Here is a 16,658-nt window from a genome sequence, read left to right on the forward strand (position 1 = left end):
CTCACGATCGCGCTCAGAAATTCTTCTTCAGGTCCATGCCCTGATACATCGATGCGACCAGATCGCCGTAGCCGTTGAACATCAGCGTCTTGCGCTTCGGCGTGAAGAAGCCGTCCTCGCCGATGCGCCGCTCGGTCGCCTGGCTCCAGCGCGGATGATCGACGTTCGGGTTCACGTTCGAATAAAAGCCGTACTCGTTCGCGGCGTACGTGTTCCAGCTCGTCTTCGGCTGCTTGTCGACGAAGCGGATCTTCACGAGCGACTTCGCGCTCTTGAAGCCGTATTTCCACGGCACGACGATCCGCACCGGCGCGCCGTTCTGGTTCGGCAGCACCTGCCCGTAGACGCCCATCGTCAGCAGCGTCAGCGGATTCATCGCCTCGTCCATGCGCAGCCCTTCCGAATACGGCCAGTCGAGCACGGGCGTCGACAGGCCCGGCATCTGCGACGGGTCGGCCAGCGTGATGAACTGCACGTATTTCGCGTTGCCGGTCGGCTGCACGCGCTTGATCAGCTCGGACAGCGGTACGCCGATCCACGGGATCACCATCGACCAGCCCTCGACGCAGCGCAGCCGGTACACGCGCTCCTCGAGCGGCGCGAGCTTCAGCAACTCGTCGAGATCGAACACCTTCGGGTGCTGCACCTCGCCTTCGACACTCACGCGCCACGGGCGTGGCCGCAGCGTGCCGGCGTTCTGCGCCGGGTCGCTCTTGTCGGTGCCGAACTCGTAGAAGTTGTTGTAGGACGTGATGTCCTTGAACGGCGTCACCTTGTCGATGGCGACGAACTTAGGGTTCGTTTTCGCCGCGAGCTTCGCTGCCCGCGGGTCGGGCGACGCATACGCGGCGAAGGCGGCGCCGCTGGCACCGAACAGGCCGCCCGCGGCCGCGACGCCGGCCGCCTGCAACACGCGCCGCCGGTTCTCGAATACCGCGGGCGGGGTGATCTCGCTCGGCGCGATATCCGCGCCGGTCAGTACGTTACGCAAAGGGCGTTTGATCCACATCGTGCAGCTCCTCCCGCATGCGCGGCGCGCACGCTTCATGAGCGTTCGACCCGGCCCGTCATGCGCCGTTCGACGCCCGGTTCGCTCGCCCGTTACAAAAGAAAACCGCCGGGCACGCGGTGCACCGGCGGTTTGATAGTCGGACGAGCGACGGAAATCTTACAGCTTGCCGTAGCTGTGCAGCCCGGACAGGAACATGTTGACGCCGAGGAACGCGAACGTCGTGACCAGCAGGCCGGTGAGCGCCCACCAGGCGGCCGCCGCGCCGCGCAGGCCCTTCATCAGCCGCATGTGCAGCCACGCCGCGTAGTTCAGCCACACGATCAGCGCCCAGGTTTCCTTCGGGTCCCAGCTCCAGTAGCCGCCCCATGCTTCGGCCGCCCACAGCGCGCCGAGGATCGTCGCGATCGTGAAGAACGCGAAGCCGACCGCGATCGACTTGTACATCACGTCGTCGAGCACGTCCAGCGTCGGCAGGCGATCGGCGAGGATCCCGCGCTCCTTCATCAGGTACGCGACCGACACCATCGCCGACAGCGCGAAGCTGCCGTAGCCGATGAAGTTCGCCGGCACGTGGATCTTCATCCACCAGCTTTGCAGTGCCGGCACGAGCGGCTGGATCTGCTGCGCATCGCGCGCGACCGAGTACCACATCAGGAAGCCGACCGCCGCGCTGATGACCAGCAGCACGAACGCACCGAGCGAACGCGTGCCGTAGTGGCCCTCGTAATACAGATAAAGCAGGGCGGTGATCAGGCTGAACAGGACGAACACTTCATAGAGGTTCGACACGGGGATATGCCCGACGTCCGCACCGATCAGGTAGGACTCGTACCAGCGCACCATCAACCCCGTGAAGCCCATCAGCACGGCGACCCACGTGAGCTTCTGGCCGATCGCGGCGCCCGTTTCCGAGCGCGCGAGCAAGCCGATCCAGTAGAAGATCGTCGCGAGCACGAACAGCGCGCTCATCCACAGGATCGCCGACTGGCTCGACAGGAAGTACTTGAGGAAGAACGCCGAATCGGCACGGGCGAGATCGCCCTGGTAGATCTGGATCGACAGCAGCGACAGCACGGCGATCGACGCCATCATCAGCCGCGCGGGCTTCCAGCGCCAGCCGAGCACGACAAGCGCCGGCACCGTGCCGATCATCACCGCCTTGTCGTAGTAATTCATGTGTTCGTTGTAGTGCACGAACGCATAGCCGGCGCCAACCACAAGCGCCAGGGCGAACAGCCAGTCGAACGGCGACAGGCGCGCGAGGAACGGACGCTCGTCGAACAGCGGCGACGATGCCGGCGCCGGAGCCGACGCCGTACGGGAAGAGGAAACTTGCGTGAGATCCATGATGTTACCGGGTGGAATTCTCGGAATCGGAACCGCCGCCGGCAGGCGGGCGGGCCGTCGAAGCCGCACCGGCGGGCGCGGCATCGCGAGGTGCGGCGCGCAAGGCGGCACCGGCCGCGTCGCGCGTCTGCACGAATTCTTTCTCGAAATCGAAGGTCTTGCGGGCCGTGGACATTGCCATCACCACATCGACGCCCGAACCGGCGTCCTTCAGCCAGAACCAGAGTCGCCGCTCGCGCACGTAGAACATCGAGAAGATGCCGGCGACCAGCAGCAGGCTGCCAAGATACACCAGATTCTTGCCGGGTGCGCGCGTCAGCTGAAATACCGAAGCTTGCACCTGCTTGAATGAGTCAAGCTGCAAATAGACCGGCGATCCATACAAGAAGCTGTCGGATAGCGCATTGATCGCGTTCTGCACGAAGCGGATCGTGTCGGTGCCCTGCTGCGCGGCCGGCTCGCCGGCACGCTCGCGGGCGATCTGCCAGACCTCCCACATCGAGCCCTCGAGCATCCGCAGCAGCAGGCTCGCGGCCTTCTCCTGCTCGCCCTTCGGCACCGAGCGGTCGATGAACGTCGCCACCGCCTGGAAGCCGCCGACCGGCTGGCCGTCCGCCCCGCGGCCGACGCTGTCGTCGCTCGCCGCAAAAAGGGTCAGCACCTTCGAGGCGCTGTCCTGCAGGCGGCCGCGCAGCGACGCGTCGCCCGGCAGCGAGCGCTGCGCGAAGCGTGCGGCGGCTTCGGTGCGCACGGCCGGATCCTCGAGCGCGGCGCGCAGGCGCATCCATTCGCCGATCGAATCCTGGCTGTCGGCCGGGATCCGCATGTAGCGGAACGGATCGTTCGGGCTCGCGCGCACGCCGGCGAGGAATACGCGCTCGCCGTTCATGTCGACGGGCAGCATGTAGTTGTTGAATTCGCGCGCCTGGCCGTCCTTGCCGCGGATCTTGTACTGCACCGACGGGCCGATGTTGTGGAGCTGCGTCGGCTTCGACGTCTTCGCGCCCGAGCCGAGCCGCTCGTCGAACGCTTCCTTCAGCGAGCTGGTCGTCGCGACGCCGCGCACGTCCGGCTTGCCTTTCGCGTCGGCCATGTTCTCGACGTTGATCGCGCGAAAATCGGAGAACTCGATCGTGTCGCCGTCGGCGCCCGGCACCTGCAGCGGCGCCGAGCTGCCGATCGTGCCCTTCACCGGGACGGTCGCCGCGTGGCTGCCCGTCATCGGGTAGGCCGTCATCTGCATCTGCGAGCCGCCGTCCTGGAAGCTCGACTGGTAGATCGACACGCCCTTGTACGTGAACGGCTTGTTGACCTCGACCCGCGCCGGGATCTTCCGGCCGGTCTCGCGATCGATCACGACGATGTCGCTCGCGAACAGCTTCGGCATGCCCGTCGTGTAGTAATCGACGATGAACTTGTCGAGCTGGATCGAAAACGGCAGATCCTGGATCAGCGAGCCGCTCGGCTGGTTCAGGATCGCGGTCGACACGAACTGGCCCTCCGGCACCCACGCATAACCGCGGAACGTCGGGTTCGACGCGGACAGGCGATGATCGGGCGAGATCTCGCTGATCGTCGCGCTCGTGTTGACCGGGCTCTTGCCGAACATCCACATCTGGAATTTGATCGGCAGGTTGCTGTCGAGCAGGCCGCCGATACAGATCACGATGATAGCCAGGTGCGCGGAGATGTAGCCCCACTTGGTCATCGCGCCGCGCTTCGCGGAGATCAGCGTCGCGCCGTCGGTTTCACGCACGACGTGCTTGTAGCCGGCCTTCGTGACGAACGTGGCGAGCGTCGCCGCGACGGTCGCGCGCGTACCGGACGCCGTGTACTCGGCCTTGTGGTGGAAGGCGCGCAGACTGCCTTCGCGGACCTTGTCCTTCCAGCTCTTCGCATCGGCAAGCATCTTCGGCGCGTTGCGGATCACGCACAGCGAGATCGACACGACGAGGAAGATCAGGATCAGCATGAACCACCACGCGCTGTACAGGTTGTACAGGCCGAGCGAGCGGAAGATGTCCGCCCAGAACGGCCCGAACTGGTTCACGTAGTTCGGATACGGATCGTCCTGGGTCAGGACCGTGCCGATGATGCTCGCAATCGACAGCACCACCAGCAGCGCGATCGCGAAGCGCATCGAGCTCAGCAGCTCGACCGCGCGTTTCGGCGCACCCTGACTCGACTTCGACTGCAACCCCGACGTGGTAACGCTCATTCAAACTCCGACTAAGGGGAAACAGCCCCCACGCTCACTATGTTCGCTTGGGGGGCGCAGCCCCCCATCGCCTGCAAGCCGCTCCATCCCGGCTCGGCCCGGCGAGTGCCGACAAAAAAGAAGGGCGAGGCAACCGCAACGGCGCGGCGCCCCACCCTTTTCTTGTTCTGACTCCGGCCGCCCTTCGGGCGCCCGGTCATTCCATTCGCGGCTGACCGCTCAACGCAGGCCCGCGATGTAATCCGCGACGGCCTTGATCTCGTTGTCCGACAGACGCGTCGCGATCTGATGCATCGCCTCGTTGTTGCTGCGCGCGCCGGCACCCTGCTGGAACGCGGTCAACTGCGCGACCGTGTAATCGGCCCATTGTCCCGACAGACGCGGGTACTGGACCGGGATCCCCTGCCCCGTCGGCCCGTGGCAGCTCGCGCAGGCGGGGACGCCCTTTTCCGCGATGCCGCCGCGATAGATCTTCTGGCCGACCGGCACCGTCGCCGCATCGCGTGCGGTACCGAGCTTCGTCGTCTGCGACCCGTAGTACGCGGCGACGTTGCGCATGTCGTCCGCGCTCAACGCGCTCGCGAATCCGACCATCACCGCGTTGTTACGCACCGGCCCCTTCGCGCCCGGCTGCGTCTTGAAGTCGTTCAACTGCTTGACCAGATATTCGGGATGCTGACCGGCGAGCTTCGGGAAACTGCCCGACGCGCTATTGCCGTCGGCGCCGTGACACGACGCACAGACCTGCCCGGCAATCGCCTTGCCGCGTTCGAGATCCGGCTTGGCCGCATCTGCCGCGTTTGCCTCCGCTACGAAACCTACGAACCCTGCTGCAACCTGAAGCACCATCAGAGACTTGCACAGTCGATTCATTCGCACACCCTGTTTCGTCTTGTGGGAATTTGAGGTTCTGCAAAAAACGACGGCGTTCAGTCTACCGCAGAAGCCACATAAAAGCGCGAGGCAGGCGCCCGGTGGCCTTCGGTAAAACCGCCGTATTGTACAATATCGTGTTGAAAGCTCCGGCGCCTATCGGGGCTACCCCGCCTCCACCAAGCGGCTCGCGCCGCCCGTCCTTCCGGTTCCCATGGCCTTTCTGCTCCATCAAGCCCGCTTCTACACGACCGTCAACCATCTGCGCGACCTGCCGCCGACGGTCCAGCCGGAAATCGCGTTCGCGGGCCGCTCGAATGCCGGCAAGTCGACGGCGATCAACGTGCTGTGCAACCAGAAGCGGCTGGCCTTCGCGTCGAAGACGCCCGGCCGCACGCAGCATATCAACTACTTCTCCGTCGGCCCGGCCGACGAGCCCGTCGCGAACCTCGTCGACCTGCCCGGCTACGGCTATGCGGAAGTGCCCGGCGCCGCGAAGGCGCACTGGGAAATGCTGCTGTCGTCGTATCTCGCGACGCGCTCGCAGCTCTGCGGCCTGATCCTGATGATGGATTCGCGCCGTCCGCTGACCGATCTCGATCGACGCATGATCGAGTGGTTCGCGCCGACCGGCAAGCCGATCCACACGCTGCTGACCAAGTGCGACAAATTGACGCGCCAGGAAAGCATCAACGCGTTGCGCAACACGCAGAAGGGACTCGACGCGTATCGCGACCAGGGCGTACAGGGCAAGCTGACGGTCCAGCTGTTCTCGGCGCTGAAGCGCACGGGGCTCGACGAGGCCCATGAACTGATCGAGAGCTGGCTGCGGCCGTCCGTCGCCGACGAAAAAAGCGAGCCTGTAGCACAATGAGCGGGCAACGCGCGGCTGGGATCGGCTGTGCGCACCTGACGGCACCTGCGGATTCGGCCGGCTCATAAAAAAACCCGCCGTTAAACGGCGGGTCAAACAGCCTAATCGAAAAACGACAGGCACCCGCTCAGGGAGGAGAAGCGGGGAGCTGCACGCAACGCGCGCCGCTCGATCGCTATCATATACCAACGATCTCGAAAATGACCTAAGGGTTCCGTAAGGTCCTTCTTGCCCTGATTTCTGCCAAATCGCCATGAGCTTCCATCCGCTTCATCGTCCGCGCCGGATGCGCCGCGACGACTTCTCCCGCCGCCTGATGCGCGAAAACCGCCTGACCACCGACGACCTGATCTACCCGGTGTTCGTCGTCGAAGGCACCAACGAACGCCAGCCCATCCCGTCGATGCCCGGCGTCGAGCGCGTGTCGGTCGATCTGCTGATGCACGTCGCCGAGCAGTGCGTCGAACTCGGCGTGCCCGTGCTGTCGCTGTTCCCGGCCATCGAGCCGTCGCTGAAGACGCCTGACGGCCGCGAAGCGGCCAATCCGGAAGGCCTGATCCCGCGCGCGGTGCGCGAGCTGAAGAAGCACTTCCCCGAACTGGGCGTGCTGACCGACGTCGCGCTCGATCCGTACACGAGCCACGGCCAGGACGGCGTGCTCGACGAGAACGCCTACGTAATCAACGACGACACGATCGAGATCCTGGTCGACCAGGCGCGTGCGCAGGCAGAAGCTGGCGTCGACATCGTCGCGCCGTCGGACATGATGGACGGCCGCATCGGCGCGATCCGCGAGATGCTGGAAAGCGACGGCCATATCCATACGCGGATCATGGCCTATTCGGCGAAGTTCGCATCGGCGTTCTACGGCCCGTTCCGCGATGCGGTCGGCTCGGCATCCAACCTGGGCAAGGGCAACAAGATGACCTACCAGATGGATCCGGCGAACAGCGACGAAGCGCTGCGGGAAGTGCGCCTCGACATCGACGAAGGCGCCGACATGGTGATGGTCAAGCCCGGCATGCCGTATCTCGACATCGTGCGCCGCGTGAAGGACGAGTTCCGCTTCCCGACCTACGTGTACCAGGTGAGCGGCGAGTACGCGATGCTGAAGGCGGCCGCGATGAACGGCTGGCTCGACCACGACAAGGTCGTGCTCGAATCGCTGCTCGCGTTCAAGCGGGCGGGCGCTGACGGCGTGCTCACGTACTTCGCGCTCGATGCCGCGCGTCTGCTGAAAGCGCAGCGCTGATCGCGCGCCGGCAGGCACCCGCAAAAACGGCGGGACACCTCGGTGTTCCGCCGTTTTTTGTTTACCGTCGATCGAGACGGTCAGCCGGCCCCGGATCTTCTCATCACCGGTTCGCCTCGGCCGGCCACCGTCATACCGTCGGAACGGCCGCCCGATCGAGGCTGCGCAGGAACGTGTCGGCCGCCTGATAGCCGACCACGCGGCCGATCTCGTTGCCGTGCCGATCGAAGAAGATGATGCCCGGCGGCCCGAACAGGTTGAAGCGCTTGAGCAGCGCCTGATCGTCCGGATTGTTCGCGGTGACGTCCGCGCGCACGAGGTGAAGCTGCGCGAGCCGCGCCTGCACGCGCGCGTCGGTGAACGTCAGATGCTCCATCTCCTTGCAGCTCACGCACCAGTCGGCGTAGAAGTCGAGCATCACGGGCCGGCCCGACGTCTTCAGCAGCGCGTCGAGTTCGCCGCTGGAGCGCACCGGGGCGAATGCGGGGCCGTCCTGCGCGGCAGCCGCGCCGGCCGTCGCCGCACCGCCGGACGCCACCGTACGCGCGGCCAGCACGGCCAGCGGCTTGACGGGATCGGTCGAGCCCGCAGCGAGGCCGACGAGCAGCGTCGCGGCCCAGATCGCGAGCGCGGCGCCCACGCCGCGGCCCAGGCGGCGCCAGATCGACGCAGCGCCGGCATTCGGCGTGAACAACCCGAGCGCCGCGGCCGCGATCAGCAGCCACAACGCCGCGAGCACCATCTTCAGCCCGCCCGCCAGCACCGGCCACACGATCCACAGCGCGGCCGCGAGCAGCACGATGCCGAAGAACACCTTGACGCCGTCCATCCACGCGCCTGCGCGTGGCAGCACCGTCCCGGCCCCGACGCCGACGACCAGCAGCGGCACGCCGAGCCCCAGCCCCATCGCGAACAGCGCCGCGCCGCCGAGCAACGCATTGCCGGTGTGCGCGATGAAAGCGAGCACGGCGAACAGCGGCGCCGTCATGCACGCGCCGACGACCAACGCCGACAACGCGCCCATCGCCGCGACCGCGACGAAGTGGCCGCCCTGGCGCGCGCTCGATGCGTCGGCCGCGCCGTTCTGCCAGCGTGCCGGCAGTGCGATGTCCTTGCCCGCGATCAGCGACACCGCGAACGCGGTCAGCAGCACGCCGAACGCGCCGAGCACCCACGGGTTCTGCAACCATGCGCCGAGGCTCTGGCCGACCAGCGCGGCGGCGATGCCGAGCACCGTGTAGACCAGCGCCATGCCGACCACGTAGGTCAGCGACAGCGCAAAGCCGCGTGCATGCGTCGCGCGCGTGCCCTGGCCGATGATGATCGCGGACACGATCGGAATCATCGGGTACGAACAGGGCAGCAGGCTCAGCACGACACCCGCGACGAAATAGAGCGCGATGATCGTGAAGAAGCCGTGGCCTTCGAGCAGCGACTGCGCGAAATCGGCGCTCGTGACCTTGTCGAACCAGCTGCCCGCGGCAGCCGTGTCGCCGGACGACGATGCGGCGCCGAGCGCGGCGCCATCGACCTTCATGACGTGCTCGGCCGGCGGATAACAGATCCCTTCGTCCGCACACCCTTGCGACGTCACCGCGAGCTCGAACGGCCCGGCCGCCTGCTTCACCGGCACGTGAACGACGACTTCATCGCGAAAGGTCTCGACGTTCTTCTGGAACGTCTGGTCGAACTTCACGTGGCCGGCCGGGTATTGCGGCTCGCCGAGCGTCGCCTGGCCGCTCTTCACGGCGAACGCGAACCGCTCGCGGTACATGTAATAGCCGTTGGCGATCTTGAAGCGGACGTCCACCTGTCCCGGCGATTCGCTCGCGCTGAACTTGAACGCAACCGACGGATCGAGGAAATCGTCGGCCGCGCGCGCGGCGGACAGGCCGCCCAGCACGAGCACGAACGCCAACAGGACCGCAAGAAACCGCAGCGCGCGCACGCGCACCGAAAGCGCCATACCGTTAAACATGAAATAGACGTTGAGTTTCGCTGGTCACCCATTGGCCATACGCGGCCGATGCCGTCGTCTGCCACGAGACGATTTCGGGCGTCTCGTAAGGATGATGCGCGAGAATAAATCGCTCCAGTTCGAGCGCCCGGACGGGGCTCGTCTTGAACAGCAACTGGATCTCGTCGGCCGTTTCGACCTTGCCTTGCCAGTGATAGCGCGACTTGATCGTGCCGAGCTCCGACACGCACGCGGCAAGCCGCGCGTCGAGCGCGCCGTCGGCGAGCGCCGCAGCCGTCGCCGCATCGGGTACCGTCGTCAGCATCAGCACCACTATCATCCGCGCCCTCCTCACTGGTCTGCCGGCTCCTGCCGGCGCCGGTTACCCGTTCAGGGACCGCACCGGTTGCCCCGTATCGTAGCGCAGCCCGCGCAACGCTGCCGGCACCCGCCTGCGACAATCGATCGCAGCCGGCATCTCAAAAACAAAAAGGGCCAAGCAATCGCTCGGCCCCTTTCAGATACTGCTGCGTACCGGAAGCTTACTCAGCTTCTTGCACGTTTTCCGTTTCGTCGACTTCCGGACGGTCGAGCAGTTCGACCAGTGCCATCGGTGCGTTGTCGCCCACGCGGAAGCCGAACTTCAGCACGCGCAGGTAGCCGCCCGGACGGTTCGCGAAACGCGGACCGAGCACGTCGAACAGCTTCGCCACCGAGTCACGATCGCGCAGGCGGTTGAACGCAAGGCGACGGTTTGCCAGCGACGGCTTCTTGCCGAGCGTGATCAGCGGCTCGACGACTTTACGGAGTTCCTTCGCCTTCGGCAGCGTCGTCTTGATGACTTCGTGCTCGATCAGCGAGTTGGACATGTTACGGAGCATAGCCAGACGGTGGCTGCTCGTGCGGTTCAGTTTCCGCAGACCATGACGATGGCGCATTTCAGTTTCCTTGATTCAAAGTTTTGGTCCAGCTCTTCTATCGCACCTCGGAGGGTGCACGGGCCGGTAACGAAAAAAAGCAAGATGCGGATTTTAAAGGAAAATCCGCATCTTTGCCAACTACAGCTATAGCCAGGCTACAACCGGGCTTACTTGTCGAGACCAGCCGGCGGCCAGTTCTCGAGCTTCATGCCCAGCGTGAGACCGCGCGAAGCGAGCACTTCCTTGATCTCGTTGAGCGACTTGCGACCGAGGTTCGGCGTCTTCAGCAGCTCGTTTTCCGTGCGCTGAATCAGATCGCCGATGTAGTAGATGTTCTCGGCCTTCAGGCAGTTCGCCGAACGAACCGTCAGCTCGAGATCGTCCACCGGACGCAGCAGGATCGGATCGATCTGCGGTGCACGCGACGGCGCTTCGGCTGCCGTTTCCGTGCCTTCCAGCGCCGCGAACACGGACAGCTGGTCGACCAGGATGCGGGCCGACTGGCGGATCGCTTCTTCCGGCGTGATCACGCCGCTCGTCTCGATGTTCATCACGAGCTTGTCGAGGTCGGTACGCTGCTCGACCCGTGCGCTTTCAACCGCGTAGCTCACGCGGCGAACCGGCGAGAACGATGCGTCGAGGACGATGCGGCCGATGATCTTGGCCGTATCTTCGCCGTAGCGACGGACGTTGCCGGGCACGTAGCCGCGACCCTTTTCGATCTTGATCTGAACGTCGAGCTTGCCGCCCTTCGACAGGTGCGCAATCACGTGATTCGGGTTGATGACTTCGCAATCGTGAGCCAGCTCGATATCGCCGGCCGTCACGACGCCTTCACCTTCCTTGCGCAGCGTAACCGTCACTTCGTCACGGTTATGCAGCTTGAACACCACGCCCTTCAGGTTCAGCAGCAGGTTGACGACGTCTTCCTGCACGCCATCCAGCGTCGAGTACTCGTGCACCACGCCCGCGATCGTGACTTCGGTCGGCGCGTAGCCCACCATCGACGACAGCAGCACGCGGCGAAGCGCATTGCCCAAGGTGTGGCCGTAACCGCGCTCGAACGGTTCCATGACCACCCTCGCGTGGTTCTCGCCCAGCGATTCCACGGCGATGATCTTGGGTTTCAGCAAACTGGTTTGCATGGGCTTTCCTTTTCAATACCCTCGGCTCGTTACACCGATAAGGCTGACCGGTAACAACCAGAAAATAAACAGCCGAGGCCCCTCCTTGCGCAACGCAATCGGGGTACCTCGGCCGTCAATCGGATTAACGCGAATACAATTCGACGATCAGGCTTTCGTTGATGTCGCCTGCGATTTCAGCGCGTTCCGGCATTTGCTTGAACGTGCCTTCGAACTTCTTCGCATCGACTGCAACCCAGCTCGGCATGCCGCCTTGCTCGGCCAGCGACAGCGCTTCGACGATACGCGCCTGCTTCTTCGCCTTTTCGCGGATCGCGACGACGTCACCCGCCTTCACTTGCTGCGACGGGACGTTTGCGACGACGCCGTTCACGGTGATCGACTTGTGGCTCACCAGCTGACGCGCTTCAGCGCGGGTCGAACCGAAGCCCATGCGATACACGACGTTGTCGAGGCGCGACTCGAGCAGTTGCAGCAGGTTTTCACCCGTGTTGCCCTTGCGGCGATCGGCTTCAGCGAAGTAGCGACGGAACTGACGTTCCAGCACGCCGTAGATACGCTTGACCTTCTGCTTTTCGCGCAGCTGCGTACCGTAGTCGGACGTACGTGCGCCCGAGGTACGGCCGTGCTGGCCCGGCTTGCTGTCGAGCTTGCACTTGTCGGCGAGCGAGCGGCGTGCGCTCTTCAGGAACAGGTCGGTGCCTTCACGGCGGGACAGCTTGGCTTTGGGGCCGATATAACGTGCCACTTTGCATTCCTTTATCAATCAGTCACGCGGATCGAAATCCGCGCTAGTCCGCTCCCTTTGGGGCGAACGGTGGGCTTAGTCAATCAAAAAAGCAACGCCCGTCGACGCTGAGCGGCGACAGGCAATGCGCTAGCACGAGCGTGCCAGCACATCCTCAGATACGACGGCGCTTCGGCGGACGGCAGCCGTTGTGCGGAATCGGGGTGACGTCCGAAATCGCGGTGATCTTGATGCCGAGGCCGTGCAGTGCGCGCACTGCCGACTCGCGACCCGGGCCCGGGCCCTTGATCCGCACTTCCAGATTCTTCACGCCATATTCCATCGCGACGCGGCCAGCCGACTCGGCTGCGACCTGAGCAGCGAACGGCGTCGATTTGCGCGAGCCCTTGAAGCCCTGACCGCCCGACGTCGCCCATGCCAGAGCGTTGCCTTGGCGATCGGTGATCGTGATGATCGTGTTGTTGAACGACGCGTGAACGTGAACCACGCCTTCAGCGACGTTCTTCTTAACCTTCTTGCGAACGCGTTGCGCCGCGGTGTTCGAAGCCTTAGCCATTACGTTTTCCTGTAACTGTCAGTTCCGCTTACTTCTTCAGCGCTTGCGCTGCACGACGCGGACCCTTGCGGGTACGTGCGTTCGTACGCGTACGCTGACCGCGCATCGGCAGGCCCTTGCGATGACGGACGCCACGGTAGCAACCGAGGTCCATCAGGCGCTTGATGTTCATCGTCACTTCACGGCGCAGATCGCCTTCGACGACAAACTTGCCCACTTCTTCACGCAGCTTTTCCAGGTCTGCGTCGGTCAGATCCTTGACCTTCTTCGAAAAATCGACGCCAGCTGCCACGCAGATGCTGCGCGAACGGGTGCGGCCGACACCAAAGATAGCCGTCAGGCCGATCTCGGTGTGCTGGTGATTCGGGATGTTAACCCCTGCGATACGAGCCATTGTTTTTCCTCAAACAAAAAGCGCAAACAAACGCGCGGTCAGCCTTGGCGCTGCTTGTGGCGCGGATCCGAGCTGCAGATCACGCGAACGACGCCTTTGCGCTTGATGATCTTGCAATTGCGGCAAATGCGCTTAACCGATGCCATCACTTTCATGATAATACCCTTTTTTCAAATCACTTCGCCCGGAACACGATCCGCGCACGAGACAGATCGTAAGGCGTCAACTCAACCGTCACCTTGTCGCCGGGAAGAATGCGGATGTAGTGCATCCGCATCTTTCCGGAAATATGCCCCAACACGACATGGCCGTTTTCCAGCTTCACACGGAAGGTCGCATTCGGGAGGTTTTCAATCACCTCACCCTGCATCTGGATTACATCGTCTTTGGCCATAGTCCTTTCAACGCATCGGGATGTTGCCGCCCTTGAAGTTAGCCTTCTTGAGCAGCGACTCATACTGTTGCGACATAACGTACGACTGCACCTGCGCCATAAAGTCCATCGTGACGACGACAATGATCAGCAGCGACGTTCCACCAAAATAAAACGGCACGTTCCAGCGCAGCACCAGGAATTCCGGCAGCAGACACACGAAGACGATGTAGATCGCACCGGCCAGCGTCAGACGCGTGAGGATGCGGTCGATGTATCGCGCGGTCTGATCGCCCGGACGGATGCCCGGAACAAACGCGCCGCTCTTCTTCAGGTTGTCCGCGGTCTCTCTGCTGTTGAACACCAGTGCGGTGTAGAAGAAGCAGAAAAACACGATTGCCAGCGTGTACAGCAGCACGTAAACCGGCTGGCCCGGCTTCAGCGCTTCCGCAACGTTATGCAACGTATTGGAAATCCAGCTTCCCGTCGGCTGACCGGTACTGAACCAGCCGAGAATCGTTGCCGGGAACAGAATGATCGACGATGCAAAGATCGGCGGAATCACGCCCGACATGTTCAGCTTCAGCGGCAGATGCGACGACTGCCCACCGTAGATCTTGTTGCCGACCTGACGCTTCGCGTAGTTCACGAGGATCTTGCGCTGACCGCGTTCGATGAACACGACCAGGTAAGTCACCGCGGCGATCAGAACGACGATGATGATCGCCGAAATGATGCTCATCGAACCCGTACGCACCAGCTCGAACAACCCACCCACGGCATTCGGGAACCCTGCTGCGATCCCGCCGAAGATGATGATCGAGATACCGTTGCCCAGACCACGCTCGGTAATCTGCTCGCCGAGCCACATCAGGAACATCGTGCCCGTCACCAGCGTCACGACCGTCGTCAGACGGAACAGCGTGCCGGGATCGGTGACGAGGCCCGGCTGGTTTTCCAGCGCAGCCGCGATACCGAATGCCTGGAAGGTCGCGAGCACCACGGTGAAATACCGCGTGTACTGCGTGATCTTCCGTTGCCCTGCCTGCCCTTCCTTCTTCAGCGCCTCGAGCTGCGGCGAAACGATCGCCAGCAGCTGCATGATGATCGACGCCGAGATGTACGGCATGATCCCCAGCGCAAAGATCGTGAAGCGGGAAAGCGCGCCACCCGAGAACATGTTGAACATGCCCAGGATGCCGCCCGCCTGGCTCTGGAACAGCTTAGCCAGTTGATCCGGATCGATGCCCGGCACGGGAATGTGCGCGCCGATGCGATAGACGATCAGCGCCAGGAGCAGGAACATCGCTCGCCGGCGCAGATCGCCGAATTTCGCCGTGCTTCGACCGGGTTTTGCAAGACTCGGGCTGTTAGCCAAGTACCTTCTCCGATGAATGCAAGTGACGACGCGCTACGCGTGTCACTCGGCGAACGAACCGCCAGCCGCTTCGATCGCAGCGCGCGCACCCTTGGTGGCACCGAGACCCTTCACGACGATCTTGCGCTTCAGTTCGCCCGTCGCGATGATCTTTGCGCTCTTCGTCAGCTCGCCGACCAGGCCGGCTTGCTTCAGTGCGAGCAGATCGATCTCGTCGACCGGCAGCTTCTCGAGGTCGCCCAGGCGCACTTCACCGACGAATTCCTTCGTCAGCGACGTGAAGCCGCGCTTCGGCAGACGACGTTGCAGCGGCATCTGACCGCCTTCGAAACCGACTTTGTGGAAGCCGCCCGAACGCGATTTCTGACCCTTGTGACCACGGCCAGCCGTCTTGCCGAGGCCCGAACCGATGCCACGACCGACGCGACGCTTGGCGTGCTTGGCGCCAGCGGCCGGCTTCAGGTTATTCAATTCCATATCAACTCCTTGATCCGTAGGGCCGCTTACGCGATGACCTTAACGAGGTACGAGACCTTGTTGATCATGCCGCGGACCGCCGGCGTGTCCTGCAGCTCGCTAACCGAGTTGAGTCGGCGCAGGCCCAGGCCACGCACGGTCGCGCGGTGCGATTCGCGGGTCCCGATCAGGCTCTTAACGAGCTGAACCTTGACAGTTTTTTCAGACATGGTGACCACCCGGGCTTAGCCCAAAATATCTTCGACGGACTTGCCGCGCTTCGCCGCGATGTCTGCCGGGGTCGACTGCTTGCGCAGACCGTCCAGCGTGGCGCGAACGAGGTTGTACGGGTTCGTCGAACCGTGGCTCTTCGCCACGACGTTCTGAACGCCCATCACGTCGAACACTGCGCGCATCGGGCCGCCGGCGATCACGCCCGTACCTGCCTTCGCCGGAGCGAGGAGGACAGCGGATGCACCATGCTTGCCGTGCACTTCGTGCTGCAGCGTGCCGTTCTTGAGCGGCACCTTGAACATGTTGCGGCGAGCTTGTTCCATTGCCTTCTGGACAGCGACCGGCACTTCCTTCGCCTTGCCCTTGCCCATACCGATGCGGCCATCACCATCGCCAACCACGGTCAGTGCGGCGAAGCCGAGAATACGGCCACCCTTCACGACCTTGGTCACGCGATTGACCGAAATCATCTTTTCGCGAAGGCCGTCGTCGCGCTCGTCAGCCTGAACTTTCGCTTGCATCTTTGCCATGACGAATTCCTTCCTTAGAACTTGAGCCCAGCTTCACGAGCTGCCTCAGCCAGCGCCTTGACGCGGCCATGGTAGCGGAAGCCCGAGCGGTCGAAGGCGACGGATTCGATGCCGGCAGCCTTTGCCTTCTCGGCAATACGCTTGCCGATCAGCGTCGCGGCATTAACGTTGCCGCCCTTGCCCGACTTGTCGGCCAGTTCGGCGCGCACTTCTGCCTCGAGCGTCGACGCGCTGGCGAGCACCTTGGTGCCGCAGGGCGAGAACACTTGAGCGTAGATGTGCGTGTTCGTGCGATGCACGGCGAGACGCGCGACCTGCAGCTCAGCGATCTTGATACGCGTCTGGCGAGCGCGGCGCAGGCGAGATTGAGTCTTATCCATGATTGCGCACC

Annotated in this window: 20 protein-coding genes; 2 read left to right on the plus strand and 18 right to left on the minus strand. The window is 63.6% G+C overall.

The window, feature by feature from the left end; all coding sequences use genetic code 11:
* Positions 1–13 precede the first annotated feature (13 nt).
* The 4 genes from msrP to HWX03_RS30570 form a co-directional block, all read right to left on the minus strand.
* Positions 14–1,009, minus strand: coding sequence for a protein-methionine-sulfoxide reductase catalytic subunit MsrP (gene msrP, locus HWX03_RS30555; RefSeq protein WP_175873826.1), 996 nt, complete (start codon positions 1,007–1,009; stop codon positions 14–16).
* A 159-nt stretch (positions 1,010–1,168) separates the two neighbouring features.
* On the minus strand, positions 1,169–2,359 hold the full coding sequence (gene ccsB / locus HWX03_RS30560) for a c-type cytochrome biogenesis protein CcsB (RefSeq protein ID WP_175823938.1): 1,191 nt from the start codon (positions 2,357–2,359) through the stop codon (positions 1,169–1,171).
* 4 nt (positions 2,360–2,363) lie between these two features.
* Positions 2,364–4,577 carry a cytochrome c biogenesis protein ResB gene (locus tag HWX03_RS30565; RefSeq protein ID WP_175873827.1) on the minus strand — a complete coding sequence of 738 codons (2,214 nt, stop codon included), beginning with the start codon at positions 4,575–4,577 and terminating at the stop codon, positions 2,364–2,366.
* 219 nt (positions 4,578–4,796) lie between these two features.
* Complete coding sequence (locus tag HWX03_RS30570; RefSeq protein ID WP_175873828.1) at positions 4,797–5,450, minus strand: c-type cytochrome; 654 nt, start codon at positions 5,448–5,450, stop codon at positions 4,797–4,799.
* A 214-nt stretch (positions 5,451–5,664) separates the two neighbouring features.
* Here HWX03_RS30570 and yihA point away from each other — a divergent pair, with 214 nt between their 5' ends.
* The gene (gene yihA / locus HWX03_RS30575; RefSeq protein WP_175823935.1) at positions 5,665–6,324 is read left to right on the plus strand and encodes a ribosome biogenesis GTP-binding protein YihA/YsxC; all 660 of its coding nucleotides are present in this window, start codon (positions 5,665–5,667) and stop codon (positions 6,322–6,324) included.
* Positions 6,325–6,577: 253 nt separating this feature from the next.
* A complete protein-coding gene (hemB, locus tag HWX03_RS30580; protein WP_050013164.1) occupies positions 6,578–7,576 on the plus strand; it encodes a porphobilinogen synthase in 999 nt (332 codons plus the stop codon).
* Between the two features lie 130 nt (positions 7,577–7,706).
* Here hemB and dsbD read toward each other — a convergent pair whose 3' ends face one another.
* The 14 genes from dsbD to rplR form a co-directional block, all read right to left on the minus strand.
* Entirely contained in the window at positions 7,707–9,554 is a 1,848-nt protein-coding gene (dsbD, locus tag HWX03_RS30585) for a protein-disulfide reductase DsbD (RefSeq protein ID WP_175873829.1), read from the minus strand.
* Complete coding sequence (gene cutA / locus HWX03_RS30590; protein WP_027805216.1) at positions 9,547–9,873, minus strand: divalent-cation tolerance protein CutA; 327 nt, start codon at positions 9,871–9,873, stop codon at positions 9,547–9,549. Before cutA ends, dsbD begins: the two co-directional genes overlap by 8 nt.
* A 202-nt stretch (positions 9,874–10,075) precedes the next feature.
* Positions 10,076–10,471 (minus strand): 50S ribosomal protein L17, encoded by a 396-nt coding sequence (gene rplQ / locus HWX03_RS30595; protein WP_006477175.1) that lies wholly within the window; start codon positions 10,469–10,471, stop codon positions 10,076–10,078.
* A 149-nt stretch (positions 10,472–10,620) separates the two neighbouring features.
* The gene (rpoA, locus tag HWX03_RS30600) at positions 10,621–11,598 is read right to left on the minus strand and encodes a DNA-directed RNA polymerase subunit alpha (RefSeq protein ID WP_006477176.1); all 978 of its coding nucleotides are present in this window, start codon (positions 11,596–11,598) and stop codon (positions 10,621–10,623) included.
* Positions 11,599–11,722: 124 nt separating this feature from the next.
* The gene (gene rpsD / locus HWX03_RS30605; protein ID WP_006477177.1) at positions 11,723–12,346 is read right to left on the minus strand and encodes a 30S ribosomal protein S4; all 624 of its coding nucleotides are present in this window, start codon (positions 12,344–12,346) and stop codon (positions 11,723–11,725) included.
* A 154-nt stretch (positions 12,347–12,500) separates the two neighbouring features.
* The gene (rpsK, locus tag HWX03_RS30610; protein WP_004197937.1) at positions 12,501–12,902 is read right to left on the minus strand and encodes a 30S ribosomal protein S11; all 402 of its coding nucleotides are present in this window, start codon (positions 12,900–12,902) and stop codon (positions 12,501–12,503) included.
* A 28-nt stretch (positions 12,903–12,930) separates the two neighbouring features.
* Positions 12,931–13,296 carry a 30S ribosomal protein S13 gene (gene rpsM / locus HWX03_RS30615; RefSeq protein ID WP_006477178.1) on the minus strand — a complete coding sequence of 122 codons (366 nt, stop codon included), beginning with the start codon at positions 13,294–13,296 and terminating at the stop codon, positions 12,931–12,933.
* Between the two features lie 38 nt (positions 13,297–13,334).
* Positions 13,335–13,451, minus strand: coding sequence for a 50S ribosomal protein L36 (gene rpmJ / locus HWX03_RS30620; protein ID WP_004199844.1), 117 nt, complete (start codon positions 13,449–13,451; stop codon positions 13,335–13,337).
* A 20-nt stretch (positions 13,452–13,471) separates the two neighbouring features.
* A complete protein-coding gene (gene infA / locus HWX03_RS30625) occupies positions 13,472–13,690 on the minus strand; it encodes a translation initiation factor IF-1 (protein WP_004521905.1) in 219 nt (72 codons plus the stop codon).
* Between the two features lie 7 nt (positions 13,691–13,697).
* Entirely contained in the window at positions 13,698–15,047 is a 1,350-nt protein-coding gene (gene secY / locus HWX03_RS30630; RefSeq protein ID WP_050013167.1) for a preprotein translocase subunit SecY, read from the minus strand.
* Positions 15,048–15,089: 42 nt separating this feature from the next.
* Positions 15,090–15,524, minus strand: coding sequence for a 50S ribosomal protein L15 (gene rplO, locus HWX03_RS30635; RefSeq protein ID WP_006482880.1), 435 nt, complete (start codon positions 15,522–15,524; stop codon positions 15,090–15,092).
* A 26-nt stretch (positions 15,525–15,550) separates the two neighbouring features.
* The gene (rpmD, locus tag HWX03_RS30640) at positions 15,551–15,733 is read right to left on the minus strand and encodes a 50S ribosomal protein L30 (RefSeq protein WP_006400644.1); all 183 of its coding nucleotides are present in this window, start codon (positions 15,731–15,733) and stop codon (positions 15,551–15,553) included.
* A 15-nt stretch (positions 15,734–15,748) separates the two neighbouring features.
* Complete coding sequence (gene rpsE, locus HWX03_RS30645; protein WP_006752931.1) at positions 15,749–16,267, minus strand: 30S ribosomal protein S5; 519 nt, start codon at positions 16,265–16,267, stop codon at positions 15,749–15,751.
* A gap of 14 nt (positions 16,268–16,281) precedes the next feature.
* Positions 16,282–16,647 (minus strand): 50S ribosomal protein L18, encoded by a 366-nt coding sequence (rplR, locus tag HWX03_RS30650; RefSeq protein ID WP_006477183.1) that lies wholly within the window; start codon positions 16,645–16,647, stop codon positions 16,282–16,284.
* Between the last annotated feature and the right edge of the window lie 11 nt (positions 16,648–16,658).

Origin of the sequence: Burkholderia sp. BCC0397 (assembly GCF_902832865.1) — a bacterium.
Lineage (GTDB): Bacteria > Pseudomonadota > Gammaproteobacteria > Burkholderiales > Burkholderiaceae > Burkholderia.

Excerpts from the sequence above, each read along its gene's own strand:
- msrP (WP_175873826.1), bottom strand. The coding sequence starts at position 1,009 with ATGTGGATCAAACGCCCTTTGCGTAACGTACTGACCGGCGCGGATATC.
- ccsB (WP_175823938.1), bottom strand. The coding sequence starts at position 2,359 with ATGGATCTCACGCAAGTTTCCTCTTCCCGTACGGCGTCGGCTCCGGCG.
- HWX03_RS30565 (WP_175873827.1), bottom strand. The coding sequence starts at position 4,577 with ATGAGCGTTACCACGTCGGGGTTGCAGTCGAAGTCGAGTCAGGGTGCG.
- HWX03_RS30570 (WP_175873828.1), bottom strand. The coding sequence starts at position 5,450 with ATGAATCGACTGTGCAAGTCTCTGATGGTGCTTCAGGTTGCAGCAGGG.
- yihA (WP_175823935.1), top strand. The coding sequence starts at position 5,665 with ATGGCCTTTCTGCTCCATCAAGCCCGCTTCTACACGACCGTCAACCAT.
- hemB (WP_050013164.1), top strand. The coding sequence starts at position 6,578 with ATGAGCTTCCATCCGCTTCATCGTCCGCGCCGGATGCGCCGCGACGAC.
- dsbD (WP_175873829.1), bottom strand. The coding sequence starts at position 9,554 with ATGTTTAACGGTATGGCGCTTTCGGTGCGCGTGCGCGCGCTGCGGTTT.
- cutA (WP_027805216.1), bottom strand. The coding sequence starts at position 9,873 with ATGATAGTGGTGCTGATGCTGACGACGGTACCCGATGCGGCGACGGCT.
- rplQ (WP_006477175.1), bottom strand. The coding sequence starts at position 10,471 with ATGCGCCATCGTCATGGTCTGCGGAAACTGAACCGCACGAGCAGCCAC.
- rpoA (WP_006477176.1), bottom strand. The coding sequence starts at position 11,598 with ATGCAAACCAGTTTGCTGAAACCCAAGATCATCGCCGTGGAATCGCTG.
- rpsK (WP_004197937.1), bottom strand. The coding sequence starts at position 12,902 with ATGGCTAAGGCTTCGAACACCGCGGCGCAACGCGTTCGCAAGAAGGTT.
- rpsM (WP_006477178.1), bottom strand. The coding sequence starts at position 13,296 with ATGGCTCGTATCGCAGGGGTTAACATCCCGAATCACCAGCACACCGAG.
- rpmJ (WP_004199844.1), bottom strand. The coding sequence starts at position 13,451 with ATGAAAGTGATGGCATCGGTTAAGCGCATTTGCCGCAATTGCAAGATC.
- infA (WP_004521905.1), bottom strand. The coding sequence starts at position 13,690 with ATGGCCAAAGACGATGTAATCCAGATGCAGGGTGAGGTGATTGAAAAC.
- rplO (WP_006482880.1), bottom strand. The coding sequence starts at position 15,524 with ATGGAATTGAATAACCTGAAGCCGGCCGCTGGCGCCAAGCACGCCAAG.
- rpmD (WP_006400644.1), bottom strand. The coding sequence starts at position 15,733 with ATGTCTGAAAAAACTGTCAAGGTTCAGCTCGTTAAGAGCCTGATCGGG.
- rpsE (WP_006752931.1), bottom strand. The coding sequence starts at position 16,267 with ATGGCAAAGATGCAAGCGAAAGTTCAGGCTGACGAGCGCGACGACGGC.
- rplR (WP_006477183.1), bottom strand. The coding sequence starts at position 16,647 with ATGGATAAGACTCAATCTCGCCTGCGCCGCGCTCGCCAGACGCGTATC.